The 24,157-nt window shown below is 64.7% G+C and carries 29 protein-coding genes and 1 tRNA gene; 11 read left to right on the top strand and 19 right to left on the bottom strand.

The genetic code is table 11. The annotated features are described in order from the left end of the window. Positions 1-81 precede the first annotated feature (81 nt). From FCT00_RS02815 to FCT00_RS02795, 5 genes are all read left to right on the top strand, one after another. The gene (locus FCT00_RS02815; protein ID WP_138421758.1) at positions 82-1,089 is read left to right on the top strand and encodes a TAXI family TRAP transporter solute-binding subunit; all 1,008 of its coding nucleotides are present in this window, start codon (positions 82-84) and stop codon (positions 1,087-1,089) included. A gap of 108 nt (positions 1,090-1,197) precedes the next feature. Further along, entirely contained in the window at positions 1,198-3,114 is a 1,917-nt protein-coding gene (locus tag FCT00_RS02810) for a TRAP transporter permease (RefSeq protein ID WP_138421757.1), read from the top strand. Further along, a complete protein-coding gene (locus tag FCT00_RS02805) occupies positions 3,101-4,147 on the top strand; it encodes an amidohydrolase family protein (protein WP_008334170.1) in 1,047 nt (348 codons plus the stop codon). The genes FCT00_RS02810 and FCT00_RS02805 overlap by 14 nt, the downstream gene beginning before the upstream one ends. Continuing rightward, the gene (locus FCT00_RS02800; RefSeq protein ID WP_138421756.1) at positions 4,144-5,793 is read left to right on the top strand and encodes an FAD-dependent monooxygenase; all 1,650 of its coding nucleotides are present in this window, start codon (positions 4,144-4,146) and stop codon (positions 5,791-5,793) included. Before FCT00_RS02805 ends, FCT00_RS02800 begins: the two co-directional genes overlap by 4 nt. Further along, positions 5,790-6,761, top strand: coding sequence for an amidohydrolase family protein (locus FCT00_RS02795; protein ID WP_138421755.1), 972 nt, complete (start codon positions 5,790-5,792; stop codon positions 6,759-6,761). The genes FCT00_RS02800 and FCT00_RS02795 overlap by 4 nt, the downstream gene beginning before the upstream one ends. Before the next feature lie 254 nt (positions 6,762-7,015). Here the strand turns inward: FCT00_RS02795 and FCT00_RS02790 are convergent. From FCT00_RS02790 to lepA, 10 genes are all read right to left on the bottom strand, one after another. Then, a tRNA-Arg gene (locus FCT00_RS02790) sits at positions 7,016-7,092 on the bottom strand. A 52-nt stretch (positions 7,093-7,144) separates the two neighbouring features. Beyond that, complete coding sequence (locus tag FCT00_RS02785) at positions 7,145-7,321, bottom strand: hypothetical protein (protein ID WP_008334176.1); 177 nt, start codon at positions 7,319-7,321, stop codon at positions 7,145-7,147. Positions 7,322-7,403: 82 nt separating this feature from the next. Next, entirely contained in the window at positions 7,404-7,580 is a 177-nt protein-coding gene (locus FCT00_RS02780; protein ID WP_138421754.1) for a CTP synthetase, read from the bottom strand. After that, positions 7,577-8,062: a cytochrome b gene (locus tag FCT00_RS02775; protein WP_008334179.1), complete on the bottom strand. Its 486-nt coding sequence runs from the start codon at positions 8,060-8,062 to the stop codon at positions 7,577-7,579. The genes FCT00_RS02780 and FCT00_RS02775 overlap by 4 nt, the downstream gene beginning before the upstream one ends. 68 nt (positions 8,063-8,130) lie before the next feature. Further along, complete coding sequence (locus FCT00_RS02770; RefSeq protein ID WP_138421753.1) at positions 8,131-8,352, bottom strand: hypothetical protein; 222 nt, start codon at positions 8,350-8,352, stop codon at positions 8,131-8,133. Between the two features lie 63 nt (positions 8,353-8,415). Further along, complete coding sequence (locus FCT00_RS02765; RefSeq protein WP_138421752.1) at positions 8,416-8,790, bottom strand: DUF4112 domain-containing protein; 375 nt, start codon at positions 8,788-8,790, stop codon at positions 8,416-8,418. Positions 8,791-8,873: 83 nt separating this feature from the next. Next, positions 8,874-9,305, bottom strand: coding sequence for an adenylyltransferase/cytidyltransferase family protein (locus FCT00_RS02760; protein ID WP_138421751.1), 432 nt, complete (start codon positions 9,303-9,305; stop codon positions 8,874-8,876). Next, entirely contained in the window at positions 9,278-10,060 is a 783-nt protein-coding gene (locus tag FCT00_RS02755; protein ID WP_171042863.1) for a LicD family protein, read from the bottom strand. The genes FCT00_RS02760 and FCT00_RS02755 overlap by 28 nt, the downstream gene beginning before the upstream one ends. A 328-nt stretch (positions 10,061-10,388) precedes the next feature. Beyond that, complete coding sequence (locus FCT00_RS02750) at positions 10,389-11,366, bottom strand: hypothetical protein (RefSeq protein WP_138421749.1); 978 nt, start codon at positions 11,364-11,366, stop codon at positions 10,389-10,391. Beyond that, complete coding sequence (gene lepA, locus FCT00_RS02745) at positions 11,359-13,158, bottom strand: translation elongation factor 4 (protein ID WP_138421748.1); 1,800 nt, start codon at positions 13,156-13,158, stop codon at positions 11,359-11,361. The genes FCT00_RS02750 and lepA overlap by 8 nt, the downstream gene beginning before the upstream one ends. Before the next feature lie 124 nt (positions 13,159-13,282). Between lepA and FCT00_RS21380 the strand changes: the two genes are divergently transcribed. Beyond that, complete coding sequence (locus tag FCT00_RS21380; protein WP_008334195.1) at positions 13,283-13,447, top strand: glycine zipper domain-containing protein; 165 nt, start codon at positions 13,283-13,285, stop codon at positions 13,445-13,447. Between the two features lie 9 nt (positions 13,448-13,456). Further along, complete coding sequence (locus FCT00_RS21375; RefSeq protein WP_171042862.1) at positions 13,457-13,615, top strand: hypothetical protein; 159 nt, start codon at positions 13,457-13,459, stop codon at positions 13,613-13,615. Positions 13,616-13,622: 7 nt separating this feature from the next. Here the strand turns inward: FCT00_RS21375 and FCT00_RS02740 are convergent, their stop codons facing one another. Beyond that, positions 13,623-14,462, bottom strand: a complete 840-nt coding sequence (locus FCT00_RS02740; protein ID WP_138421747.1) for a helix-turn-helix domain-containing protein — start codon at positions 14,460-14,462, stop codon at positions 13,623-13,625. A 119-nt stretch (positions 14,463-14,581) separates the two neighbouring features. On the opposite strand from FCT00_RS02740, the gene FCT00_RS02735 reads away from it, so the two are divergent. Then, positions 14,582-14,809: a DUF2061 domain-containing protein gene (locus FCT00_RS02735; protein ID WP_138421746.1), complete on the top strand. Its 228-nt coding sequence runs from the start codon at positions 14,582-14,584 to the stop codon at positions 14,807-14,809. Between the two features lie 99 nt (positions 14,810-14,908). Here FCT00_RS02735 and FCT00_RS02730 read toward each other — a convergent pair whose 3' ends face one another. Then, positions 14,909-16,114, bottom strand: coding sequence for a glycerophosphodiester phosphodiesterase family protein (locus FCT00_RS02730; protein ID WP_171042861.1), 1,206 nt, complete (start codon positions 16,112-16,114; stop codon positions 14,909-14,911). Between the two features lie 119 nt (positions 16,115-16,233). On the opposite strand from FCT00_RS02730, the gene FCT00_RS02725 reads away from it, so the two are divergent. Further along, positions 16,234-17,181 (top strand): 1-phosphofructokinase family hexose kinase, encoded by a 948-nt coding sequence (locus tag FCT00_RS02725; protein ID WP_138421744.1) that lies wholly within the window; start codon positions 16,234-16,236, stop codon positions 17,179-17,181. Positions 17,182-17,265: 84 nt separating this feature from the next. After that, entirely contained in the window at positions 17,266-17,568 is a 303-nt protein-coding gene (locus FCT00_RS02720; RefSeq protein ID WP_008334210.1) for a hypothetical protein, read from the top strand. Here the strand turns inward: FCT00_RS02720 and FCT00_RS02715 are convergent. From FCT00_RS02715 to FCT00_RS02690, 6 genes are read right to left on the bottom strand one after another with little or no spacing between them, the layout of a single operon-like run. Then, the gene (locus FCT00_RS02715; protein WP_138421743.1) at positions 17,565-18,008 is read right to left on the bottom strand and encodes a low molecular weight protein-tyrosine-phosphatase; all 444 of its coding nucleotides are present in this window, start codon (positions 18,006-18,008) and stop codon (positions 17,565-17,567) included. The two genes, FCT00_RS02720 and FCT00_RS02715, sit on opposite strands and share 4 nt — an antisense overlap. 3 nt (positions 18,009-18,011) lie before the next feature. Then, positions 18,012-19,226, bottom strand: coding sequence for an endonuclease/exonuclease/phosphatase family protein (locus FCT00_RS02710; RefSeq protein ID WP_171042923.1), 1,215 nt, complete (start codon positions 19,224-19,226; stop codon positions 18,012-18,014). A gap of 12 nt (positions 19,227-19,238) precedes the next feature. Continuing rightward, complete coding sequence (locus FCT00_RS02705; protein WP_138422545.1) at positions 19,239-20,207, bottom strand: threonine ammonia-lyase; 969 nt, start codon at positions 20,205-20,207, stop codon at positions 19,239-19,241. Continuing rightward, on the bottom strand, positions 20,204-21,034 hold the full coding sequence (locus FCT00_RS02700; RefSeq protein WP_138421741.1) for an alpha/beta fold hydrolase: 831 nt from the start codon (positions 21,032-21,034) through the stop codon (positions 20,204-20,206). The genes FCT00_RS02705 and FCT00_RS02700 overlap by 4 nt, the downstream gene beginning before the upstream one ends. Further along, on the bottom strand, positions 21,034-21,723 hold the full coding sequence (locus tag FCT00_RS02695) for a haloacid dehalogenase type II (protein ID WP_138421740.1): 690 nt from the start codon (positions 21,721-21,723) through the stop codon (positions 21,034-21,036). Before FCT00_RS02695 ends, FCT00_RS02700 begins: the two co-directional genes overlap by 1 nt. Before the next feature lie 56 nt (positions 21,724-21,779). Then, entirely contained in the window at positions 21,780-22,568 is a 789-nt protein-coding gene (locus FCT00_RS02690; protein WP_040885173.1) for a zinc metalloprotease, read from the bottom strand. 190 nt (positions 22,569-22,758) lie between these two features. Here FCT00_RS02690 and FCT00_RS02685 point away from each other — a divergent pair, with 190 nt between their 5' ends. Then, positions 22,759-23,385, top strand: a complete 627-nt coding sequence (locus FCT00_RS02685; RefSeq protein WP_138421738.1) for a hypothetical protein — start codon at positions 22,759-22,761, stop codon at positions 23,383-23,385. 9 nt (positions 23,386-23,394) lie between these two features. Here the strand turns inward: FCT00_RS02685 and trmB are convergent, their stop codons facing one another. Beyond that, positions 23,395-24,108 (bottom strand): tRNA (guanine(46)-N(7))-methyltransferase TrmB, encoded by a 714-nt coding sequence (trmB, locus tag FCT00_RS02680; RefSeq protein WP_138421737.1) that lies wholly within the window; start codon positions 24,106-24,108, stop codon positions 23,395-23,397. Between the last annotated feature and the right edge of the window lie 49 nt (positions 24,109-24,157).

Below are 24,157 nucleotides of genomic sequence, written 5' to 3'. Positions count from 1 at the left end.
TCTTATCAAGTATCCCGGTTTAGCCTGTCATCACACGTCGGTCGCACCGAAGAAAAGACGACGGCGTGCAGGGAGGAACACATGATTTCGAAGATCAAAGGACTTGCCGCCTCGGTGGCACTTGTCGCTTCAATGGGCTTTGCAGCGGATGATGCGGCCGCACAGGGGCGCGTCACCATCGGGACCAACCCGCAGGGCTCGCTCTACTACACGATCGGCAGCGGGATCGCGGCCGCGCTTCAGGATGCGATGGGGCGGCAGGTGACGGTGCAGCCGTTCACCGGCTCGTCGGTCTATCTGCCGCTTATCTCGGCGGGCGAAGTGACGGTCGGGTTGAACTCCGCCATTGACGCCGGCGGCTGGTATTCCGGCGAAACCTCGGGCGAGGCGCTGACGGACCTGCGCGTGCTGGCCCGTCTCTGGCCGCTCCGGCAGGCCTTCATCACCCGTGCCAACGATGGGATGACCGAGGTCAGCGACCTTGCGGGCAAACGCACGGTGATCGACATGACCGCGCTGACGGGTGTGACCGCCGTGAACCTCGCGACGATTCAGGCCGCGGGCCTGACGCGCGACGATGTCGAACCGGTCGAGGTGTCCGGTCTGAAAGCCGGGCTCGACGCGCTCGTCGAAGGCTCGGTCGATGCGACCGCCGCGGCCATCGGTATCCCACTGACGCAGCAGGCCAACGCGGCGATCCCCGGTGGCATCCGCTATCTCAGCCTGACGGGAGAGACCGCGACGGAGGCCTTTTTCGATGAGACTCTGCCGGGCGTCTACCCGCTCGAGGTCGGTCCGAACCCGGCCATGCCCGAGATCACCGAGCCGGTCGTGGTGTCGGCCTACGACATCTTCCTGACGACCAGCGCGGCGCTTTCTGATGATGAGGCGACCGCCATCCTCACCGCGCTCTACGATGCCTTCCCGCAACTGCGCGAGGATTATCCGCCGCTGCGTGGCGGTGCGCAGGACGCGATGGGCAACGCAAGCAACACGGTGCCGTATCACCCGGCCGCCATCGCCTTCTTCCAAGAGAAGGGGTTGTGGACGGACGCGAACGAAGCCCGCGAAGCGAGCTTCGCGCAGTAACCGCGCAACCGGCGGCCGGGTCCGGCCCGGCCGCCACGTCTCGTCGCCCAAGGGGCGTTGATCGGTGTGCCGGTGTCCCGGCGCACGCCCAATCCCGGAGCACCAGAAATGCGCGCCGTTGCCGCTGTCCTTGCCGCGAGCCTGCCTTTGCTCGGCATCGCGTGGACCTTCAACCTGCCGGGCCTGCTGGGGCAGGTCTACATCACCGAGCAATACCTCGCGGTGATTTTGGGCCTGACCGTGCTCGCCGGATTGGTGCTCAAGCGCCAGCCCCCGGTGCCGATGGTCGTGGATGTGGGGTTCGGCCTGCTCTCGCTTGCAGGCTGGTGGTGGCTGGCCCTGAATTATCAGGACTGGCTGCTCGATCCGGTGAACCGGGGGCCTGAGAAATGGGTGCCTGCGGTGGTGGGCATTCTCGGCCTGTTCGAAGCGACCCGCCGTCATTGCGGGCTGGTTCTGAGCGCACTGGGCGTCGGCTTCATGCTGTACGGCTTTATCGGTCACTTCGCGCCCGGCATCTTCGAAGCGGCCTATCTGTCGCCGCCCCGCTACCTTCTTTACGTCTACAACGATTCGAACGGCGTGCCGGGGCTGGTCCTCGGTGTCGGCGCCACGCAGATCCTCGGGTTCATCATTTTCGGCGCGGTGCTGACGGCCGTGGGTGGCTCGGCGGCCATGACCGACCTTGCGATGGCCACGATGGGCCATCGGCGGGGTGGCCCGGCCAAAGTCGCGATCCTCGCCTCGTCGCTGTTCGGCACCCTCTCGGGCTCGACCGTCGCGAACGTCATGTCAACCGGGGTCGTCACGATCCCGATGATGAAGAAAAGCGGCTGGCCTGCGCGCCATGCCGGGGCGATCGAGGCGGTGGCCTCCAACGGCGGGCAGATCGCGCCGCCGGTCATGGGCGCGACGGCCTTCATCATCGCCGAGTTTTTGCAGATTTCCTACACCGACGTCGTGATCGCGGCGCTTCTGCCTGCGGCGTTCTACTATATCCTGCTCTATCGGCAGGTGGACAGCTACGCCGCCGCGAACGGGCTGGTCGGCGAGCCGCGCGAGTCGCTGCCGCGCCTCGGCGCGGCGCTCAAAGGGAGCACGCCGCTGATCGTTCCGTTGGGCGTGTTGATGTATTTCCTGTTCTGGCTGGGCTATGCGCCAGGCAAGTCGGCGCTATATGCCTCCGGCGCGGCGCTCGTGCTGTATCTCGCGACGGGAATGCGGCTTGTGTCGGGGCTTCGCGAACTCCCCGGCATCCTCGTCAGGGCCGGCGAAACGCTGATCCCGATCCTGCTGGTCTGCGCCATCGCCGGTATCATCATCGGGACGATCAACGTGACCGGGCTCGGCTTTGCGCTGACGCTCGCCCTCGGCAAGATCGCCGAACTGGGCGGGGTGCTGCCGCTGCTCCTCACCACCGCCGTGATCGCCATTGTTCTGGGCGTCGGAATGCCGACCTCGGGCGTCTACGTGGTGGTCGCGGTGCTGCTGGCCCCTGCGTTGGTGCGTCAGGGGATCGACATCACCGCCGCGCACCTTTTCATCCTCTACTTCGGCCTGCTGTCGATGCTGACGCCGCCGGTGGCCATCGCGAGCTATGCCGCCGCCTCCATCGCCAAAAGCGATATGTGGCAAACCGGCGTGACCGGGGTGCGGCTTGCCTTCGTGGCCTATCTGCTGCCGTTCGTCTTTGCCTTCAATCCCGCGCTTATCATGGACGGAACATGGCTCGAGATCGCGGTCTCCTGCGCGACCGTCTATGCCGGAGGATACATTCTGGCCGACATACTGGCCCGAAAGCACGCCTTCGGCGGCGGGCTGGGCCGGATCGCGGCGGCGCTCGCAGGGCTCGTCCTGTTCTGCGCGACGGCGGTCTTCGATCCCGCCCATCCGGTCGCCGTGGTCGCGGCGGTGGGCAGTATCGCCCTCGTGGTCCTTTTCGGCTGGCAGGCACGGCGCGCTGCGGCCCTTCCAGAGCTTTCCACCAAAACCCCGAAGAACGGAGAATCCGATGCCCGAGCATAACCCGAACCCGCCCTACAAACGGATCGCCACCGAAGAGGCGTGGCTGCCGCAGGAGATTCTCGAACTCTACCGCGCCGAGATCCGCGACAAGGCGATCAACGAACCCGGCTTTCAGGCACTTTGGGGTTTCTTCGCAGGCGACAATCCGATCGCAAAGGATCACAACCGCCGGATCGTCGATCTGGGGGAGGAACGGCTTGCGGACATGGACCGCGCGGGCATCGACATCGCGGTTCTGTCGCTGTCTTCGCCCGGCGTCCAGATCTTCGACGCCGCGACCGCGACGAGCCTGGCCATTCGCGCCAACGACGAACTCGCCGAAGGGATCGCGAAGAACCCGGATCGCTACGTGGGTCTGGCCGCGTTTTCGCCGCTCGACCCGGAAGGCGGCGCGAAAGAGCTCGAGCGCGGCGTGACCAAGCTGGGCCTAAGGGGCGGCATCCTGAACTCGCACACGCTCGGCACCTATATGGACGACGAAAAATACTGGGACGTGTTCGAAGCGGCCGAAAGCCTCGGCGTGCCGATCTACCTGCACCCGAACACGCCGTCGCCGCAGATGTTGGAGCCGTTCCTGTCGCGCGGTCTCGACGCGGCGGTCTACGGTTTCGCCTGCGAGACGGGGCTGCACGCGTTGCGGCTGATCGTGTCCGGGCTGTTCGACCGGTTCCCGAAGCTTCAGATCGTGCTCGGCCATACCGGCGAGGCTTTGCCGTTCTGGCTCTACCGGCTCGACTTCATGCACACCCGTCTGTCGCATTCGAACCGGTATCCGGGCGTCGGGCCGCTCAAGCGCAAGATGTCCGAATACCTGCGTGAGAACTTCTACTACACCTCCTCCGGCGTCGGAGACCCCAAGCCGGTCATGTACGTGCAAGACGTCATCGGTGCCGACCGCATGATGTATGCGATGGATTATCCGTGGCAGTACGTGGTCGAGGAAACCGCGTTCTTCGACGCAATGCCGGTGCCGCCCGAGACGCTGAAGGCGTTCTACGAGGATAACGCCCGCAAGGTCTTCGGCATCTCATGACCGCCCTGTCCGCAGATGTCGTGATCGTCGGTGCCGGCCCTGTCGGGCTGACGCTGGCGATGGAGCTTGACCGGCACAGTGTCTCGACCCTCATCGTCGAAAAGCGCCGCGCCGGTGAACCGCCGAGCGTCAAGTGCAATCACGTCTCGGCGCGCTCGATGGAGATCTTCAGGGGCCTCGGCATCGCCGACGATATTCGCGCGACCGGCCTGCCGGACGATTATCCGCACAGTGTCAGCTATCGCACCACACTCACGGGGCGCGAGATCGCCTGCGTTCCCATCCCGTCGCGTGCGGGGCGGGAGCGCGGCGATCCTGGACCGGATACCGACTGGCCGACACCGGAACCTCCGCATCGCATCAACCAGATCTATCTCGAACCCGTTCTGTTCGAGGCGGCGCAGGCGCGGTCGGGGATCACGGTGCTGAATGAGGCGGAGGTGACGGATTTCACCCAATCCGCGGGCGGTGTCAGGGTCGAGATACGGGGGGCGGGCGGCGAGGCCCTCAGCGCCCAAGGCCGGTATCTGGTCGGATGCGACGGCGGGCGGTCGATGGTCCGCGGCGCGATCGGTGCCAAGCTTCGCGGTGACGCTGTCGTTCAGCGCGTGCAATCGACCTACATCCGTGCGCCCGGTCTGATCGACCTGATGGAGGTGCCGCCGACATGGGGGATGTTCGCCTTCAACCCCGTGCGCACCGGCGTCGTCTATTCCATCGACGGGCGCGAAACATGGCTCGTCCACAATTACCTGAGGGATGACGAGGCTGATTTCGACAGCATCGACCGCGACTGGGCGATCCGGCAGATCCTTGGGGTCGATGACGATTTCGAATTCGACATGCTCGCGCGCGAAGACTGGTTCGGGCGCCGACTGGTGTCTGACAAGCTGCGCGAGGGCAATGTCTTCATCTGTGGCGACGCGGCGCATCTGTGGGTGCCATACGCGGGCTACGGCATGAACGCCGGGATCGCGGATGCGCACAATCTGGCCATGCACATTGGCGGCGTCTTTGCCGGGTGGGCCGACCCACGGTCGCTGGACGCGCACGAGGCCGAGCGACTGCCGATTACCGAGCAGGTGTCCTATTTCGCGATGAACCATGCGCATGAGATGGCCCGCAAGCGCAAGGCCGTGCCGCCCGAGATCGACGACGATACGCCCGAAGGCGCGGCTGCGCGCGAGACGGCGGGGCGGGCGCTCTATGACCTCAACGTTCAGCAGTATTGCTGTGCGGGCCTGAACTTCGGCTATTATTACGACGCCTCTCCGCTGATCGCGAAGGACGGCACGCCGCCGCCCTACACGATGGGCAGTTTCACGGCTTCGACCGTTCCGGGCGCCCGCCTGCCGAACGTGCAGGTGGATGCGGAGCGGTGGCTCTACGACGTTCAGGGCGACCGCTTCGCCTTGGTGCGCACCGACACGTCCGTCGACGTGGATGCGCTTCTGGACGCGGCGCGGGCCGCCGGTTTGCCGATCACGTTGATCGACCTGCCGGATGCCCCCGCGCCCTATGCCGAGGCGCTGGTGCTGGCCCGCCCGGACAACCACATCGCATGGCGCGGGAACGCACTCCCGCCTGACCCGGCGGCCCTTGTCGCACTGCTGCGGGGCGCCAAGATGGCCGAGGTGGCGGCATGATCGTCGACGTCCACACGCACATGCTTACCGAAGACTACCTCGATCTGCTGCGCCGCGAGGGCGGGCCGGACTATACGTTCCGCACGCTTCCCGGCGGGGGCGAGGTGATCGACAAGTGCGGGGTGCCGTTCTTCACGCTCTTGCCGCCGATGTGGGATTTCGATCAACGCATTCGCGACATGGAAGCCGCCGGGGTCGATGTCGCGGTCATCTCGCTGACCTCGCCCAATGCGATCTTCCCGGATGCCGATCTGGGCAGGCGCGCGGCCCGGCTGATGAACGATGCCTTCGCCGAGGCGCGCACTGCCCATCCCGATCGACTGCGGTGGTTCGCCTCGCTCCCGTGGACCGATCCGACCGCTGCGGTCGAGGAACTCTTGCGCGCGGTCGCGCTCGGGGCCTCGGGCGTCATCGCGGTCGCGACCGTTGACGGCACGCCGCTCACGGATCGCGCCTTCGCGCCGATCTGGGCCGCGATCGACGCGGCGGGCCTGCCGGTCTTCCTGCATCCGTCCGTGCCGCCGGGTGGCGAGGCGCTGGGCCTTGGCGACTACAACCTCTCGCCCCCGGTCGGCTTCGTCTTCGATACCACGCTCGCAATCAGCCGGATGCTCTATGACGGGTTTTTCGATCGCTATCCGAACCTGCACATGATTCTGGCCCACGGGGGCGGCACGCTGCCGTTCCTGATCGGGCGGCTGGACATCTGCCACGAACGCATCCCGGCCTGCGCGGCCGGCACGAACCATCGACCCTCGCACTTCCTTGACCGGATCTACCTCGACAGTGTGGTTTACACCAAAGGCGCCCTCGGCTTGTGCATCGAGACGGTGGGTGCGGATCGGATCCTGTTCGGGTCCGATTACCCCCACAACATTGGGGACATGAAGGGGCGGCTCGACCTGCTCCGGGCGAGTGCGGCGGCGCACGAAGGCGCGGCAGCGAGTCTGTTCGGTCTGCTGGACTGACGGTTTGGGAAGGCAAGCCGTTTTCGTGAAGCGGGGCAAGGCAATAATGGGCGGTCGATCACGAAACGAGGGTTAGGCCTCGGCCCGGACTGTGCGGCGGTCTGGCCAGCTTGCGTCCGAGCGGCGGGATTTAGCTAGAGTCTCTGCACGCAACCGTCGAAACTGCGTGCGGGAAGTGCCAAGCAAAAGCGCACCCTGCGCTTGACCACTGCGACGACAAGACGACCAATTTCCTGCCAATGACCTGATGTCCTTGGCGACCCCTCCAGGACTCGAACCCGGAACCTGCTGATTAGAAGTCAGCTGCTCTATCCAGTTGAGCTAAGGGGCCGCTTGCAGGCGAGATAGCCGCAGCAACCGACCCCATGCAACCGCTTTCACGCCTATCCGCGCAGCTTGCGGCCCACCATCCACACGACCGGCAGCGCCACCACGAAGCCCGCGACGGCGGCCCAGACGATCGGCATGGTCGTGGTGTAGCCCGCCGTCAGCGCGGCGACGATGAATATACCGGCGAGCGTCGTGCCGCCCATTGCGTAAAGCGCAATCCAAAGGAACATCGTTCCCTCCCCAATTCACACGCGCGTTCCGGGTGAAGATGGGCGGGCAGGCCGGACCTGTCCTTGATCTACGTCATTCCGTTTACTGAATACGTTTGGCGATGACGAAGGCAATGGGCCACGCGATCACCCAGCCCGCGACGGCCGAAGCCAAAAGAGGCCAGAGGCCTGTCACACTCGACACAAGGGCGATCACGACGGCCACGCCCGCAAGCGTGGCCCCGATGATCGAGTGCATCATGAAGACGAGGCGGGTCACGGGTTCGGGCGCACCATCCGCGTCATCACGTCGGACTTGAAGATCACCCGTTGCGCGACGGCACCGAGGAAATGGATCAGCACGACGATGAGCAGAACGGTCTTGAGCAGTTCATGCCCCTCGGCCGCGTTCTCGATGCCGCCGAACCAGGCGACCGCGCCCGACACCGGGACGAGGATCATCAGAAGATAAAGGGTGACGTGCGTGGCATGTGCGGCAAGCTTCAGCACGGCAGGCTCGTTCTCGGGCAACGGCGGGGCACCCCGCCGCAACTTGATCGCGAGCCGCCAGATCGCCAGAGCCAGAACGGCCAACCCGGTGAACACGTGCTGCGCCACAAGCGCGTTGGCCTCGTAGCCGCCCGTGCGCATGAGGCTGCGCCACGCCTCGGACATGGCGTCGTGAAACACGAATTGCGCGGCGATCAGAAGGAAGATGGCCCAGTGAAGAATGATCTGGGTGCGGGTATATCCATGCGGCATGGCGAAGCTCCGGGTTGTTCACCCCTAACATACGCCACGCCACGGCAATTCCGTCGCGGTAATTCGCCTCAGGCCGGGATGTGCCGGTCGGTCTTCCAGTCGGGATCGTCGCGGCGCACCTTCTTGGTGTTCCACAGGCCCGCGGGGATGCCCACGACCAGACCGACGACGCCGGCGACGACGAAGGTCACCCATGTGAACAGCCCAAGCGCAAGCCCGGCGATCACCACCACACCGGCGACGCAGAGCGCCCAGAGCGGGATGAAAAGCAGTCTCCAACCATGTTTCATGATGTGTCTCCTTTGCCGCTCAACGCGCGGGCAAAGGGGCCGGTTCCGGTGCGCGTCGGGCCTCTAGGCACCGTTCGCAAGCGCCTCGCGCAGAAGCGCGGCGTTCTTGCGGTGCGACTTGAACACGAGGTCGAACAGATCACCGACGAGCGGGATGCTCCCTATGACGTAATCGACGCCCGCATTCCACGCCATCCGCCCGATGGTGCGCTTGGGCACGCCATGTTTCCACGCGACCGACATGATCCAGAGCGAGGGCAGGAGCATCGCCGTATCACCGACGCCGGGGATCAGCCCGATGATCGAGTCGAGGCCGAAGCGCAGGCGCGTGCCGGGGATGCCGTAGCGCGTGTCGAGCAGCCGGGCGACCCGGTCCACACGGGCGAGGTCCTCGGCACGGTCGGGCAGTCGGGCGGTCAGGGAAGTGTCGGTCGGCATCGGTATCTCCTTCGGGAAACCGAACGACCGCCCGCGCGCTCTTGTTCCGCCGGGGGGCGGATGCCGCAGGGGCCATGCGGGCGTCAGAGTGTCCCGTCCGCCAGACGCCGCCGCACCGTTTCGATGATCTGCGAGGTCGAGATGCCCTCGTGATAAGGTAACCGCCGAAGCAACCCGCGCCGTGTCATCGGCTCGAACGCATCGTCGAACCCCTCGCCGAAATAGACGAAATGATCGGGGCGGAACCGCTGATACCGCGCCTCGTAGCTGTCCGCGACCTCCGGCAGCGGGTCGATATAGGCCTCATCGACCCAACGCACCGCCTGAACCTGTTTCAGCCGTTCCTCGGCAGGCAGGATCGGCGTGCGCTTGTAGCTTTCGACGACGGTATCGACATGGACGCCCACGATCAGGTGGTCGCCGAATGCCTTGGCCTCGCGCAGCGCGGCGAGGTGGTTGGAGTGCATGAGGTCGAAGACCCCAGTGGTCAGAACCACGGAATGCGGTTTCGCCATCCTCGTCTCTCCTTGATTTCGAGCGGCGGCATCGGGTCGGCGGGGGGCATCGGCGGCGGCCCGTCGCCCGCACCCTGCGCCTCGGTCCAGCGCCCCGCGACGCGGCGCAGAAATTCGGGCGCGCCGGTGGCCCGGACAAGGCCGGGCGGGCTGAAGAAATGGTCCCAATGGGTGACGGGCACGCGCCAGCCGGGGCCGTAGAAGGCTCCGAGCATCCGCTCGGGCGCGCTCGGACGCCAGAGCCTGACCCCGGCCACGGTGAACCGTTCCCGGCCCGTGTGCGGAAACCCGTAGGTGAGGAAGCCGTTGCGAAAACACCCGCTCGGATGCAGCATCGGCTGGTCGTAGAACGCCGTGCCGTCCTCGCTATAAAGCCCCGCAATATCGATGTGAAAGCTGTCACGGGACACCCCGACATTGACCAGCCTGTTCTGCACGAAGATCTGGCGGAACGGCACGAACCCTGCACCGGCGAGCGTGGCGACAAGGTCGGGGGTCATAGCCTCCAGCGGCAGCTTCACGTCGATGTCGTTGTCGCCGGGAATGAAGCCCGCGTCACGGATCAGGCCAAGGAGCGTGCCGTCCGACACGAAATGCTCGACCCCCGCCTTGTCGAGTGTGCGTGAGAGGTCGCCAAGCGTCGCCAACGCCGCCTCCCAATGGTCTGAGAGCACACGAAACCGGGGCCGCTCATCAGCGCCCAACCGCTCCATCCGGACGCCCACCCGGTGCTTGATGACGAGTTGCAGGTTCACGGTGTGGGTTGTCCTCCCTCGTTGGGAGAATAGCGGGTTTGGGTGTGGGGGGTAGGTCCGACGATTTGTTTCAACACATCTGTGGCGAGGGCGACTTCGCGGGGCTTCTGCGGAGGTGTTGGGTGAGCCCGGTGAACCAGGGGTCGCCGGACGGCCCGAGGCTTGGCCGTGGTCGTCGGTGTGACGGGATGGGCGGTTTAGGGTGGGGATGGATTTGACGTTGTGATGACATGGCATCGTGGAGAAGCGATTGCGTAGGGCGGGCGTCAGCCCGCCATTTGGCGCGAGGGATTGGCGGGGAGGCGGGCTAAAGCCCGCCCGTCGGTTGCTATTCTGCCAATTCTCTAAGAATTGATGTCAGCACGAATTCACCGTCAAACCTGAAACCAATTCCGTCTAGAACGATGCTATGAATTGCACGTTCGTCCAAACTAGATTGAGTACCTATCTCCGCATGATGGACCAGATTGTCACGCAAGGACTTTAGTCGCGATACTGTCTGCTCAGCAGCATTCTTGGCCTTTGGGTGTCTCTTGTACCTCCTCCGAATTTCATTGATATAGTTTCGTCCCAATGACTGTTCTAGCGCAGCACGGTAATAAACCCACTTCGCAGCTTCATCCTTACTACCCCGTGCCTTGGTCAACATCCTTAAGGCTTTCTTCGCAGGTTCTCCAAGCAAGGTAAAATCCACCTCAGCATCAATTAGGTTTCCAAATTTTTGGGCAATGTCGTCAAGCGGAGCCTTCTCGCGAATAGTGAGTTTCCGAGTAAAAAATTTTCGCTCTTTTGCACTGAAGAAAGACGAAATGATGGGTGGAAAAATCATCCCAGAACCAAGAAAACATGAAACTAAACCCGTTTCTGAATAAGCCCTATGAGTTGAAAAGCCATCCTCCTTCTCAACAGAAGCCTCCCTAAAGGCGACCAATACCTCCTCTTCATTGAAACGATGTGAAAACTCGGAAACCTTGACGTTCTTCACACAATCAGAGTTGAAGTTGAGCGAAAGATGATGTGACCGGAACTCATCTCCAGTTTTGGTCGTAAGAATGATATAATGGGCATCGCTACCAGCGAACTTCAACATTCTGCGGTGATATTCTTTTTCGGATAGCCTAGGCGATAGGGAATAGAGGGAGAGAAAAACAAAATCAATCTCGGAACAAATCCCTCTTATGGTTGTGGCGAGACGTTCCTCGAACTCAGTTGGCTCGCTGGCGGAACAAATCCAAAACCACGAACCAACTTGCAGGTCTGGTGCCACTTGCGCAGCATCAGTTTCTTCTTCTTTCCCCTCACCCATCCATCTTCAAAGCCGAGATAAATGCCTCCTGCGGGATCTCCACCTTGCCGAACTGGCGCATCTTCTTCTTACCGGCTTTTTGCTTCTCCAGCAGCTTCTTCTTCCGGGTCGCGTCGCCGCCATAGCACTTGGCCGTCACGTCTTTGCGGAGCGCCGACAACGTCTCCCGCGCGATGACCTTGCCGCCGATGGCCGCCTGGATCGGGATTTTGAACATGTGGCGCGGGATCAGGTCTTTTAGCTTCTCGCACATCGCCCGGCCACGCATTTCGGCGCGGTCGCGGTGGACCATCATCGACAGCGCGTCGACGGGTTCGTCGTTCACGAGGATCTGCATCTTCACGAGGTTGTCCTGCCGGTAGCCCTCAATCGAATAATCGAAGCTCGCGTAACCTTTCGTTACCGATTTCAGCCTATCGTAGAAGTCGAAGACCACTTCGTTCAGCGGCAGGTCATAGACCACCATAGCGCGTGACCCGGCATAGGTGAGGTCGAGCTGGATGCCGCGACGGTCCTGGCAGAGTTTCAGCACGTCCCCCAGAAACTCGTCCGGGACCATGATCGTCGCCTTGATGCGCGGTTCCTCGACGTGGTCCACATAGGTCAGGTCGGGCATGTCGGCCGGGTTGTGCAACTCCTGCATCGTCCCGTCCTTCATGTAGATGTTGTAGACCACCGAGGGCGCGGTGGTGATGAGTTCGATGTCGTATTCGCGTTCCAGCCGGTCGCGCACGACTTCCAGATGAAGGAGGCCAAGGAAACCACAGCGGAACCCGAACCCGAGCGCGGCCGAGGTCTCCATCTCGTAGCTGAAGGAAGCGTCGTTCAAGGCGAGTTTCTCGATCGCGTCGCGCAGATCCTCGAACTCCGCCGAATCCACAGGGAACAGGCCGCAGAACACCACCGGGATCGACGGGTTGAAGCCGGGCAGGGGCTTTTCGCACCCCTTCTTCTCATGCGTGATCGTGTCGCCGACCTTCGTGTCGCGCACCTGTTTGATCGACGCGGTGATAAAGCCGATCTCGCCCGGTCCAAGCTCCTTCACGTCCTGCATCTTGGGGCGGAACACGCCGATCTTGTCGATCTGGTGAACCGTGCCGTTCTGCATGAACATCACGCGGTCGTTCTTCTTCATCCTGCCGTCCATGACGCGCACCAGCACGACGACGCCGAGATAGGGGTCATACCAACTGTCGACCAGCATAGCCTTGAGCGGCGCATCGGCGTCGCCCGTGGGGGCGGGCAGGCGGTGCACGATGGCTTCCAGCACCTCGCGGATGCCCTCGCCGGTCTTGGCCGACACCGCGATGGCGCCCGAGGCGTCGATCCCGATCACGTCCTCGACCTGTTCGGCCACGCGCGAAATGTCCGACGCGGGCAGGTCGATCTTGTTGAACACCGGCACGATCTCATGATCCGCGTCGATCGCCTGATAGACGTTGGCGAGCGTCTGCGCCTCGACCCCTTGGGTCGAGTCCACAACCAGCAGCGAACCTTCGACCGCGCGCATGGACCGGCTGACCTCATAGGCGAAGTCGACGTGGCCGGGCGTGTCGATCAGGTTCAGCACATAGGACTGGCCATCCAGCGCGTCGTATTCGATGCGCACGGTGTTGGCCTTGATGGTGATGCCCCGCTCGCGCTCGATATCCATGGCGTCGAGTAACTGCTCTTTCATGTCGCGATCCGGCACGGTGTTCGTGGCCTGGATCAGGCGGTCGGCGAGCGTGGATTTCCCGTGGTCGATATGGGCGACGATGGAGAAATTGCGGATGTGAGCGAGGTCAGTCATGGCGGTGGGAGATAACACCCTTCCGACAGGCGTGGAAGTGGGCAAAATCGTGCTGGCGGGTTTTGTTTGCAAGGCCCGGATATGTTACGTGACAGATATGCTTTTACTGTGAAAGGAGGCCGGCATGAGGCTGAACATGGGTATCTGCGTCGCCTTGGGCATCGCCATCGGCGCGTCGTTCGGGGCGGCCACCGGGGCTGCGGCCGAGGGGGCCGCCTGGGGCGTGGCGCTGGGTGCCGCCATCGGCGCGGTGGCCAGTGGCCTACGCAGCCGGATGGACCGGGGCTAGGGGGCCACCATGAACATGGGGGCCGCCATCGCGCTGGGCATCGGGATCGGCACGGCCATCGGCGTGGCGATGGACAATGTCGGCGCGGGCATCGCGATCGGGGCCGGGATGGGCGCCGCCATCGGCGCGGCCCTGTCTGGCCGCACGAAGGACGACGACGAGACCTGATATCGGCTCACAGCCGCGCCAGATACCGCCCGAAATCGCGGGCATCCACCTCCGCCTCGCGCACCAGCCAGTCGAAGTGCTCGGTCAGCGACCGCAGGCGCGAGGATTCGCGAAAGGCGAGGTAGAAGCGCCCGACGTAGATGACCCCGATCAACGGTCCATAGACCGTCAGGGGCGCCGAAAACACGCGCCGCGCATCGTACAGGAACACCCGCAGGCTGGGAAAATACTCCTCGTGAAGCGCGATCAGATGGTCGATCTGCGCCCGTCGCGCGCCGGCCCCCAGCCCCCGGTAATAGCCTTCGCCTGCGGCCAGCGCCGTCACCTCCTGAACGGGCAGGGCGATCTCATGATCGGATGACCGGGCGCGCAGGAAATCCAGCCGCTCGCGCATCGCGGAAATCGCCTGATCCGACGTCTTCGACAGGAAATCCGCGTATTCCCAGCGCAGCACATCCTCGGTCTTGAGCATATCGGGCAGGGTCGCGGGCACGTGGCGCACCTTGTATCCCGCCGCCTCGCGATACCAGTCGAGAAGCTGGTCGTCGGCGGGGGTGCGGTCGGCCTCGGTCATCTGCATGGCCGCCGCGATGGCGTCGCCGGGCCGTTCGGGCCGGTCGGTGAGCCCCAGCAGCCAGTCGGTCGAAACGCCCAGTTCCTGCGCCAGGTCGGCGGTCAGCTGGGCCGAGGGCAGGCGTGCGGCCTCGGCCTCCAGAACCTGCGATATCGTGGACCGGTTCACGCCCGTCGCACGGGCGATCCCGGCGCGGCTGGCCCCCGCGAGGGTCATCGCCGACAGCAGGCGTTCACGGAACAGGCTCGCACGGTCGCGCTTGTCGATTTTCATAAGCGATGTTGTCTATTATAAACAAATGGCCGGTTCAGTTTACGGGTAACAGACTTCGCGCCCACCCGTCCAGCCGATAAGCCTTTCCCACGCAACGCCAAAACGAACGGGAGCCTCGGATGGACACCGCGCGCCGCACAGTCGCGAAAGCGATCACATGGCAATTGCTCGGTCTCGTCACGACCACCGTTCTCGGCTATGTCGCCACCGGATCGCTCACCACAGGCGGGGCGCTCGCCCTCACGTCGGCCCTCGTCGGCTTCGTCTGCTACGCGGCCCACGAACGGCTCTGGTCCCGCATCCGCTGGGGCCGCATCTTCCCCCAGAACGACAAAAGCGCGACCTGAGCCGCGCCTCTTCTCTGTTTCCAGAAACCTCGGGGGAGCGCGAGGGGGCAGCGCCCCCTCGCATGGATCGTCGCGGGCGCAAGCCCGCGGCGAAACCGCCTACATGCCCTGCGCCATGCAGTTGGCGTAATAGGTGACGGTCGCGGGCCAGTCCGAGAACACGGCGTCCACGCCCACGTCCTGCGCCAGCACGTCGAGCACGGTGAAATAGTCGGCGTCGTTATCCACGGCCTCCGCGACAGACTGGTAATACCAGCCGCCGCCGGTGGTGAGCGGGCCGGAGCGTTCCAGCGTCCACGTGATGAGGTTCAGGCCAGCGTCCTTCGCCGCCAGCGCATATTCCGACGCGGCGATTTCGCCGTCCTTCACGGTGACCAGCATGTTGATCGACGGGGCGAGGTAGTTGACGCCCTGATCCACCAGCGCCGCGAAATCCTCGGCCCACGTCTCGGCATTCTGCTCGTCGAAGCCCTCGGACCATTCGACCAGATACACCGCCTGCTCACCGAACTCCGGTTCGTTCTCGATCCAGTAGAGCACGTCTTCGAGGTTGAAGGATTGCGGCCAGACGCGGTTCGGCGCGATGCCCGCGTCCTTGTATTCGTCGATCATCTTCTGGGCGTAGTCGGCCTGCGTGAACCCATCGAAGGGCATTTCGACCGACGGTGATTTCAGCTCGGGCGTGAAGTCGGCGCCCAGCTCGTCGAACAGCGCGATCGACTCGGCATGGGTCATCAGCGTGCCTCCCATGGCCGCGTAAAGGTCGGTGCGCCAGCCTGCGGTGCCGTCCATATAGGCCTCGACGATTTCGCCGACGGGGTTCGCGGCATCCATCTTGCCGGTCAGCGTGCGGAACTCGGCCAGCGTGATGTCCGAGGTGCGGCATTCGGCGACGGCGGGGGTGTCGCCGTCGGCACCCGCGAACGGCGTGGTGCACTTCGCGCCGAGGTCCGTGGCAAGGATGTCGGTCGTGGTGTGCAGGTCGTTCTGCGCGTGGCGACAGACCAGTTCCTTGTCAGCGGTAAAGGTCACGTCGCATTCGAGGATACCGGCCCCCATCCGCGCGGCGGCGCGGTTCGATTCCACAGTGTGCTCGGGGAACATGAGCGGCGCGCCACGGTGACCGATCGAGAATTTCTGCGCGGTCATGTCCATGTCCTGACAGGCCATGAGCTTGTCCTTGAGCGCGCCCTCCTCCATCCGGTCGATCAGGTAGTAGGGGCGGGGGCCCAGTTCGATGGGGGCGGCGATGGCGGCGCCTGCCAGAATCGCGCTGGCGAGGGCGAAGGTGAGCGTGCGGGTCATGTCGGAATACTCCCTGTTGACCTGTCCGATGCGCATAGAATGGGCGGGCTTGAAACCGGGGCATGACGGTTTCGCGAAACCTTGGTGACAGTCCTTCCGGGGGCGGCTAGCGTCTGGCCATGACAGGCATTCTCACCGTGACGTTGAACCCCGCGCTGGACATGTCGACCTCGGTCGACAGGGTGCGGCCCGATGACAAGCTGCGTTGCGCCATGCCGTCGCTCGACACCGGCGGCGGCGGCGTCAACGTCGCGCGCGCCATCGGCGAGCTTGGCGGGCGGGCCGGCGCTTTCGTCGCGCTGGCGGGGCATAAGGGCGCGCAGTTTCGCGATCTTCTGGAGGACGAGCCGCTTGACCCGGTGGTGTTCGACATTCCCGGCGACACGCGCCAGTCGCTCGCCGTGACCGACGAGGGCACGGGCGAGCAGTTCCGGTTCGTCATGCCGGGGCCGCGCTGGTCGCCGGCTCTGGCCGAGGCCGCGATCCGGGCCATCGTCGCGGCGGCCCCGCGGGACGGTTTCGTGGTTCTGTCGGGCAGCCAGCCGCCCGGCGTCCCGGTGCATTTCCCCACCGGACTGGCCGCCGAGATCGAAGCGGTGGGGGCGCGGCTCATCCTCGACACCTCCGGCCCGCCGCTGCGCGCGCTTCTGGGCGTCGGCCATGCCCGCCATCACGTGCTCAGGCTCGACGGGGCCGAGAGCGCCGAACTGGCGGGACGAAGGCTCGTCACCCGCGAAGAAGTCGCGGATTTCGCCCAGTCCCTCATCGTGGGCGGGATCGCCGAGGTCGTGGTGCTGGCGCTTGGGGCGGACGGGTCGGTTCTGGCGACGGCGCAGGGGCGCTGGCACGCCAACACCATCGACGTCCCGGTGAAGTCCAAGGTCGGCGCGGGCGACAGCTTTGTGGGGGCCTTCACGCTTGCCCTGTCGCGCGGGGCGGCGCCCGAGGCCGCGCTGGTGCAGGGCTGCGCGGCGGCCTCGGCCGCCGTGACGACGGATGCGACCGCGCTGTGCCGGCGCGAAGATGTCGAGGCCTTGGCGCGCACCGCCACCCTGACGCCCCTGTGACAGCGTGACTGTTTCGCAAACCACCAAAGCGTGCTAACTTCCGCGCCCATTGGACAACGGTGTTTCGACAGTCAGGGATCGACCATGAAACGCATCATTCTCGGCGCGGGCTTTGCGCTCGTGCTGGCCGCCCCGGCCTCGGCGGCGGGCATCATCGAAACCGCCTGCATGAAATCGGGTCGCACGGCGGCCTCTTCGGTTCTGTGCAACTGCATTCAGGGCGTGGCCGATCAGCTGCTCGCCCCGCATGAGCAGCGCAAGGGCGCCGCGTTCTTCGCGGACCCGCACAAGAGCCAGGAGACGCGCCAGAGCGCGGATGCAAACGACGGCGCCTTTTGGCGCAAGTGGAAGGATTACGGCGTGATCGCAGCGAAAAGCTGCGGCTAGATCGCCTTCAGCAATCCCTTGGTGCAGGCTTCGACAAGGTCGAGCGTCTCGTCGAACGCGCGGGTGTAATAGGGGTCGGGCACGTGATCCATGCCCGTCTCGGGTGCATAGTCGGTGAACAGGCGCACGGGCGTCGTGTTGCCGGGTGGGCGCTTCCGTTCGATGTCGCGCAGGTTCTCCGCGTCCATCGCGAGGATCAGGTCGAAGGTGTCGAAGTCGGCCGCGTCGAACTGGCGCGCCCTGAGCGGTGACAGGTCGTAGCCACGCCTGCGCGCCGCGCGCTGCATGTCGCCATAGGGTGGCTCGCCGATATGCCAGCCGGACGTGCCCGCGCTGTCGAAAGTCAGGTCATGGTCCGCGCCCATCCGGCGCGCGACGCCTTCGGCGGTGGGCGAGCGGCAGATGTTGCCCAGACAGACGAACAGGATACGCGTGGTCACGGCTCAGTCCTCACCGTCGCGCAGCCTGAGGTGCGCCTTGATCTGCCCGTGGTCCGAGGCGAGCTTGTTGTAGGGGGCTTCGGGGTGCGAGCCGTCGGTGATATGGTCGTTCAGGACCGAGAAATACTCCATATCCGCGATCCGCTTGTCGTAATCCGGGTGGAAGTGGCGGCTGAGGTAGATCTGGTCGATGCTTTCGAACACCCCCGCGAAGGCGGTGGTATAGACCATGTCGCGCAGGGACTTGCGAACGAACAGCCCCTCGGCGGCGTGCAGGCGGTTGCGCTCCACCTGTTCCTTGATGGTCGCGGCTTCCTCCGAAGAATAACGGTCGGAATAGCTTTCGGCGTCGTGGCGCAGCATCCACTGGTAGTTGCGGAACGGCACCTCGCCCGAGACGATCTCGGAACTCACCGCATGTTCGCCGTCGTTGAAGTCGCCCATGACGGCGACCGGATGGCCCTTTGCCAGCTCCGCCACGATCTCACGCCGCAGCACCCAGGCTTCGGCCATGCGGCGCACGGCGGCGCGCATTGACCCCATCGCGCGGCCCACGGGATCGTAATGGACAAGGTCTTCTTCCGGGGCGAAGTCCGCGCCTTCGGGCCTGATGAACTCGCCCAATTTCGACTTCAGGTGGCAGTTGAAGAGGGTAATGACCTGATCCCCAACCGGAATTCGAACCTTGAGGATCGGGCGCGACAAGCGGCGCAGCGTGAACGCTCCGGCGTCGAGGTCGCCGTTCAAACCGCGCAGGGGTTGGAACGGGATGGTCAGGGGCGTGGTGAAATCCTGAATGACCTCCGGTTCCCTCATGAAGCCGAAGCGCGACAGGACCGCCACACCGGGGCGGCGCTTGCCGGGCTGCCCCGTGTCGGCGGCATTGCGGGCAAAGGCCAGCGCCGCGTCGTCATAAGGCTCCACCCCCAGTTTCCGGAAAATGACCTTGCGATGATACGCCTTGCCCTTCGACGGGATCACCGCATCGTTCAACGTGCGCGCCCGGTCGGAAGCCTCCGCGATCACCTCGCGCAGCGGTTCCTCTTCGAAAATCTCCTGAAAACCGATCACATCGGCATCAAGATCGACAAGCTGGCTCGCCATCCAGTCGCGCTTCCACGCGTATTCCTCGGGCGTGTAGGACTGGAACTCGTAATACTCCTTGTCCGGCCCGATCAGGTTCTTGACGTTGAAGGATGCGAGGGTGAACTCCATCAGGGGCTCCCTGTGTCAGAGGGTGTCGAGGGCTTGGGCGAAACTCGTCGGGTCCACATTGCCGCCGGAGGCGACGACGATCAGCGTGTCGGCCTCGGTCTCGCGCGCATGGAACAGCGCGGCGGCCAGCGCCACAGCGCCACCGGGTTCCACCACGATCTTCAGCCGCAGAAATGCATGGGCCATGGCGCGCAAGGCGTCTGCATCGGGCACGGCGAGGCCGGGTCCGCAAAGCGCGTGCATGATCGGGAAAGTCAGTTGTCCCGGTGCGGGCGTGATGATCGCGTCGCAGATCGAGCCGGTGAGCGCCGGGTTGCGCTGGATGCTGCCGGAGGCGAGCGACCGTGCCACGTCGTCGAACCCCTCCGGCTCGACCGGCCTGACCCGCATTCCCGGCGCGTCGGCGTTGAGCGCGATTGCCGTGCCGGAGGTCAGCCCGCCACCCCCGCAGGGGATCAGGACTTCGGCTTGCGTGACGCCAAGCGCCTTGGCCTGCGCCGCGATCTCAAGCCCCACCGTGCCCTGGCCCGCGATCACCTCGGGCTCGTCGAACGGTTTGATGAGCGTCAGCCCGCGTTCCTCGGCCAGCGCCGCGCCGATCGCGTCGCGGTCTTCCGTCGCGCGGTCATAGGTCACGACCTCGGCCCCCAGCGCGCGGGTGTTTTCAAGCTTCAGCCGCGGCGCGTCCGACGGCATCACGATCACCGCAGGCACGCCGAAATCCCGTGCCGCCTGCGCGACACCCTGCGCATGGTTCCCAGAGGAAAACGCGATGACCCCCTTCTTGCGCACTTCGGGGTGGATCGAGGACACCGCCGAGCGTCCGCCGCGATACTTGAAGCTGCCGGTGACCTGAAGGCACTCGGCTTTGATCAGAATGCGCTTTCCCGCGATCTCGTCGAGAAACGGAGAATGAAGAAGCGGCGTCACGCGGGCATGGCCGTGAATGCGGATCGCCGCCGCCCGGATCATGTCGAGGTTCATCGGCAGTCGTCCAGCCACGCGTTGATCGTTTCGACCGCCTCCGGTTCGTCCAGAAACGGCGCGTGGCCGCGCCCCGGCACTTCGGCGTAGCGCATTTCGGGGATGCGGTTTCGCATTTCGGCTGCGGTCTCGGCGGTCAGCACGTCGGACCCGGCGCCGCGTATGACGGCGAGCGGTTTTGCGGCCAGAGCCATGAAGAGCGGCCAGAGGTCCGGCATCTCCGCATTCATCGCGGCGAGGAAACTTTCACGCAGGGCGGGATCGTACCGAATGTCGAGGCCATCGTCGGTTTCGACGTAGGACCGTTCCGCTTCTTCGCGCCAACGGGACGCGGGGACATCTTCGAACCCGTTGACCGTCTGCGCCCGGATCGTCGCCATTTCGTCCAGCGTGGCGGCTTTGGGTTTGCGCCCGATGTAGCCGTCGATGACCTTCAGCCCTTCGCGATCCACCACGGGGCCGACATCGTTCAGGCAGACGCCAAGCACCCGGTCGGCCTGCGTGGCGGCGATCACCATCGAGATCAGGCCACCGCGCGACGTGCCCAGAAAAGCCGCCTTGTCGATCCCCAGATGCGCCATCAGGGCCAGCACGTCACCCGCCTCGGCAGGCACGGTATAGGTCGACCAATCGGCCCGGTCGCTTTGCCCGCGCCCGCGATAATCCATACGGATCAGGCGCACATTCTTCAGGTGCGGCGCGACGAAATCGAAATCGCGATGGTTCCGGGTAAGGCCGGACAGGGCGATCAGCGGCAGTCCTTCGCCCTCGTCGGTATAGGCGATGGACAGCCCGTCAGGCGTCGTGAAGTGCTGAACCTCGGTCATCAGATGGCCTTCGCGATGTCGGGAATGGTCGTGAGATCTGTGAGCATTTCGTGCGGCGGGTGACCAAGCCGGTCCATCGGTTCGCCCGCGCGGTTCACCCAAGCCGTGAAGAAGCCGTATCCGCAGGCCGCCGAGGCATCCCACCCATTCGACGAAACGAACAGAACCTGCTCGTTTTCACAGCCGAACCGTTTGTTCACGAGGTCGTAGACCGCATCCGCCGGTTTGAAGATGCCGACGCTTTCGACGCTCAGGCAATCGTCGAGAAGATCGCCGATCCCCGCGGACTGCACGGCGCCGTCCAGCATGTCCGGCGAACCGTTGGAAAGGATCGCGGTCGAAAAGCCCGCCTCTTTCAGCGCGGCGAGCATCGCGGGCACTTCCGGATAGGCCGAAAGCTCCCAATACAGCGCCAGCAGGCGTTCGCGCAGCGCCTCGTCGCCGAGCAGCCCCTGTTTGTCGAGCGCCCAGTCCAGCCCGTCCTGCGTGACGGTCCAGAAATCGGTGTGCTCGCCCGTGACCGCGCGCAGCCATGTGTATTGCAGTTGTTTCGTGCGCCAGTCGGCGGCGAGGGCGGGCCAGACCTTGGCCAGCGCCTCGTTCCCCGGTTCCTCCGCAGCCTCCCGCGCGGCGGCGGACACGTCGAACAGCGTGCCGTAGGCGTCGAAAATGCAGGTGGTAATGGCCATGTCGTCCTCCCGTTTCGAGCGGGAGACTTGCATGGGTGCCGCGCGAGGGAAAGGGGTCAGAACTGCCCGGTCACGACCAGCAGCACCCACCAGCCGCCGAGGAAGAAGGCCGAAAGGGTGGTGAGGTAGGCCGGGATCGCCGTCATGAGCGCGCGGCCGGGCATCGGCGGGCGTTCCTTGGGGATCGGCGGGCGGATCGCATAGGCCAGTGCGCCGATCACCGAAATCAGGAACAGGCCGGGCGTATCCGTGGCCCACGACATGCCGATCATTCCAGCGAAGAGCGAGGCCGCGGGCAGGGCCGAGACGCGCGGAAAGCCGGGGCGCATCATCAGTTGCACCAGCGTGCCGCCGGACAAGGGCCAGATCGGCAGAAGCGCGATGAAGTTGAACGCGCCGAGCGTCAGCGCCAGCGTGCCGAAAAGGTGTTGCAGCGGGTGGCCCGCGAACAGGTCGGACAGGGCGAAGGCCAGCACCATCGGGGCAAGGCCCAGCGCGGGGCCCATGAGCACGACGAAGAAATGTTCGAGATCGGTGAGATGCGGATCGCGCGACACCGGCCCGGACCGGGGCATCGGGATGAGGCGAAAGCGCACGTCCGCGTGGCCCGCAAGACGGTGACCCAGCACGATGCCAAGCTCGTGTATGGTAAGCGCGATCAGCAACGAGGCACTCGTCACCACGTCGAAGGTCAGCGCGATGGCGGCGAGGATCGTGCCCAGAATGATGACGTGGGAACCTGAGACACCGATGAGCGGAATAGGTCTGCGGCCTGCGTACATGGCGGGTCGCACTACCGTCACGGTAGCGCCGACCAACACCATGCTTAGCAGAAAAAAGGTCATGTGACCCCGGCGTTCACAGGGGGCCGCCCGGAGAGATTACGAGGGACGTATCCGGGGCGGCCCTGCCTTTGTTATGCCGGGATTGCGGCAGGTCAGGCAACGATTAAGGCCGAAACTGATTGTTTCCAATTGCGCGGTGGCGCGAAACGGGGGTCAATGCGCCCATTGTCCAGGCATCGGAGGATCGGACATGCCCAGACGGCTAGAGATGCTGCGCAGCCATGCGCGCGAGACCCGCGAAGCCCTCGAGGCCGAATACGAGCGCCGGATCGAGGCGCTGGGCGGGCGATGGGAGCGAGGGCGGCTGATCTTCGACGCCGAGGTGCGGCGGCGCCAGAGGCGGGCCAGACAGGCGTTCGCCGAATATGTGCGCGGCATCAAGCCGCTCAACGTCATCACCGCGCCGGTGATCTATTCCGTGCTCATCGCCTTCGTTGTGATGGACCTGTTCGTCACGGTCTACATGCACGTCTGCTTCCCGGTCTACGGCATCCCCAAAGTGCGCCGGCGGGACCATGTGAAGGTCGACCGCCACCGGCTGCCCTATCTCAACTGGGTGCAGAAGGTGAACTGCGTCTATTGCGGATATGGGAACGGGGTCATCGCCTATGCCCGCGAAATCGCCGCGCGGACCGAGGCCTATTGGTGCCCGATCAAGCACGCGGAACGCTGGGACGGGGCGCATGACCATTACGCGGGCTTCATGGACTACGGCGACGAGCGCGATTTCGTCTCGCGCTGGGCCGACAGCCGGTCGCAGATCACCGGGGGAAAGCGGGCCGATCGGCCCGTGCACGTGGATGTGAACCAGGACTAGGAAAGCCGGTCAGTTCCGGCGGAAGGTCAGGTAATGCGGCACGCGGCCCTCGCGCAGGGCCTTTTGTTCGTAGCGAGTCGACAGCCAGTCGCCCCACGGCTCGCGCCAGTCGGCGGGGCCTTCGGCCAGCCAGTCGAACCCGGCCTTGGGCACTTCTTCAAGCGTCTGGCGCACGTAGTCGGGAATATCGGTGGCCACGCGGAACTCGGCCCCCGGTTTCAGGACACGGTGCAGCGGTTCGAGGTGCTCGGGCGTCACGAAGCGACGGCGGTGGTGGCGTTTCTTGGGCCACGGGTCGGGGTAGAGCAGAAACGCTTTCGAGATCGAACCCTCCGGCAGCACGTCGAACAGGTCGCGCGCATCGCCCGCGTGGACGCGGATGTTCGTCGCCTCGGACTGGCGCAGCTTGCCCAGCATCATCGCGACCCCGTTCACGAAAGGCTCGCAACCGATCAGGCCGACGTTCGGATAGGTCTCGCCCTGATGGACAAGGTGCTCGCCCCCGCCGAAGCCGATTTCGAGCCAGACGTCGCGCCCGCCGAACAGGCTGGCGAGGTCGAGGTTTTCACGCTCCGGGTTCTCGTCCCAGCCGACCGGGCCGGGGGAGAGTTTCGGCAGGTCTTCTTCGAGATAGGCGATCTGGCTTTCGCGCAGCCCCTTAGCCTTGAACCGTCCGTAGAAATTGCGCCACGGCGCGCCGCTTTGATGTCTCGTCTCGCTCATGCGCCGCGCATACCCGCAGGCGGGAGGCGGATCAATATGTGCTGGTGTG

Origin of the sequence: Maritimibacter alexandrii (genome assembly GCF_005871115.1) — a bacterium.
Taxonomy (GTDB): Bacteria; Pseudomonadota; Alphaproteobacteria; order Rhodobacterales; family Rhodobacteraceae; genus Maritimibacter; species Maritimibacter alkaliphilus.
Note: the sequence above shows the minus strand (reverse complement) of the source record. Positions and strands in the feature narration are given on the sequence as shown.

Coding starts and splice junctions, on each gene's coding strand:
- FCT00_RS02815 (WP_138421758.1), top strand. CDS start 82: ATGATTTCGAAGATCAAAGGACTTGCCGCCTCGGTGGCACTTGTCGCT.
- FCT00_RS02810 (WP_138421757.1), top strand. CDS start 1,198: ATGCGCGCCGTTGCCGCTGTCCTTGCCGCGAGCCTGCCTTTGCTCGGC.
- FCT00_RS02805 (WP_008334170.1), top strand. CDS start 3,101: ATGCCCGAGCATAACCCGAACCCGCCCTACAAACGGATCGCCACCGAA.
- FCT00_RS02800 (WP_138421756.1), top strand. CDS start 4,144: ATGACCGCCCTGTCCGCAGATGTCGTGATCGTCGGTGCCGGCCCTGTC.
- FCT00_RS02795 (WP_138421755.1), top strand. CDS start 5,790: ATGATCGTCGACGTCCACACGCACATGCTTACCGAAGACTACCTCGAT.
- FCT00_RS02785 (WP_008334176.1), bottom strand. CDS start 7,321: ATGTTCCTTTGGATTGCGCTTTACGCAATGGGCGGCACGACGCTCGCC.
- FCT00_RS02775 (WP_008334179.1), bottom strand. CDS start 8,062: ATGCCGCATGGATATACCCGCACCCAGATCATTCTTCACTGGGCCATC.
- FCT00_RS02770 (WP_138421753.1), bottom strand. CDS start 8,352: ATGAAACATGGTTGGAGACTGCTTTTCATCCCGCTCTGGGCGCTCTGC.
- FCT00_RS02765 (WP_138421752.1), bottom strand. CDS start 8,790: ATGCCGACCGACACTTCCCTGACCGCCCGACTGCCCGACCGTGCCGAG.
- FCT00_RS02760 (WP_138421751.1), bottom strand. CDS start 9,305: ATGGCGAAACCGCATTCCGTGGTTCTGACCACTGGGGTCTTCGACCTC.
- FCT00_RS02750 (WP_138421749.1), bottom strand. CDS start 11,366: ATGGGTGAGGGGAAAGAAGAAGAAACTGATGCTGCGCAAGTGGCACCA.
- lepA (WP_138421748.1), bottom strand. CDS start 13,158: ATGACTGACCTCGCTCACATCCGCAATTTCTCCATCGTCGCCCATATC.
- FCT00_RS21380 (WP_008334195.1), top strand. CDS start 13,283: ATGAGGCTGAACATGGGTATCTGCGTCGCCTTGGGCATCGCCATCGGC.
- FCT00_RS21375 (WP_171042862.1), top strand. CDS start 13,457: ATGAACATGGGGGCCGCCATCGCGCTGGGCATCGGGATCGGCACGGCC.
- FCT00_RS02740 (WP_138421747.1), bottom strand. CDS start 14,462: ATGAAAATCGACAAGCGCGACCGTGCGAGCCTGTTCCGTGAACGCCTG.
- FCT00_RS02735 (WP_138421746.1), top strand. CDS start 14,582: ATGGACACCGCGCGCCGCACAGTCGCGAAAGCGATCACATGGCAATTG.
- FCT00_RS02730 (WP_171042861.1), bottom strand. CDS start 16,114: ATGACCCGCACGCTCACCTTCGCCCTCGCCAGCGCGATTCTGGCAGGC.
- FCT00_RS02725 (WP_138421744.1), top strand. CDS start 16,234: ATGACAGGCATTCTCACCGTGACGTTGAACCCCGCGCTGGACATGTCG.
- FCT00_RS02720 (WP_008334210.1), top strand. CDS start 17,266: ATGAAACGCATCATTCTCGGCGCGGGCTTTGCGCTCGTGCTGGCCGCC.
- FCT00_RS02705 (WP_138422545.1), bottom strand. CDS start 20,207: ATGAACCTCGACATGATCCGGGCGGCGGCGATCCGCATTCACGGCCAT.
- FCT00_RS02700 (WP_138421741.1), bottom strand. CDS start 21,034: ATGACCGAGGTTCAGCACTTCACGACGCCTGACGGGCTGTCCATCGCC.
- FCT00_RS02695 (WP_138421740.1), bottom strand. CDS start 21,723: ATGGCCATTACCACCTGCATTTTCGACGCCTACGGCACGCTGTTCGAC.
- FCT00_RS02690 (WP_040885173.1), bottom strand. CDS start 22,568: ATGACCTTTTTTCTGCTAAGCATGGTGTTGGTCGGCGCTACCGTGACG.
- FCT00_RS02685 (WP_138421738.1), top strand. CDS start 22,759: ATGCCCAGACGGCTAGAGATGCTGCGCAGCCATGCGCGCGAGACCCGC.
- trmB (WP_138421737.1), bottom strand. CDS start 24,108: ATGAGCGAGACGAGACATCAAAGCGGCGCGCCGTGGCGCAATTTCTAC.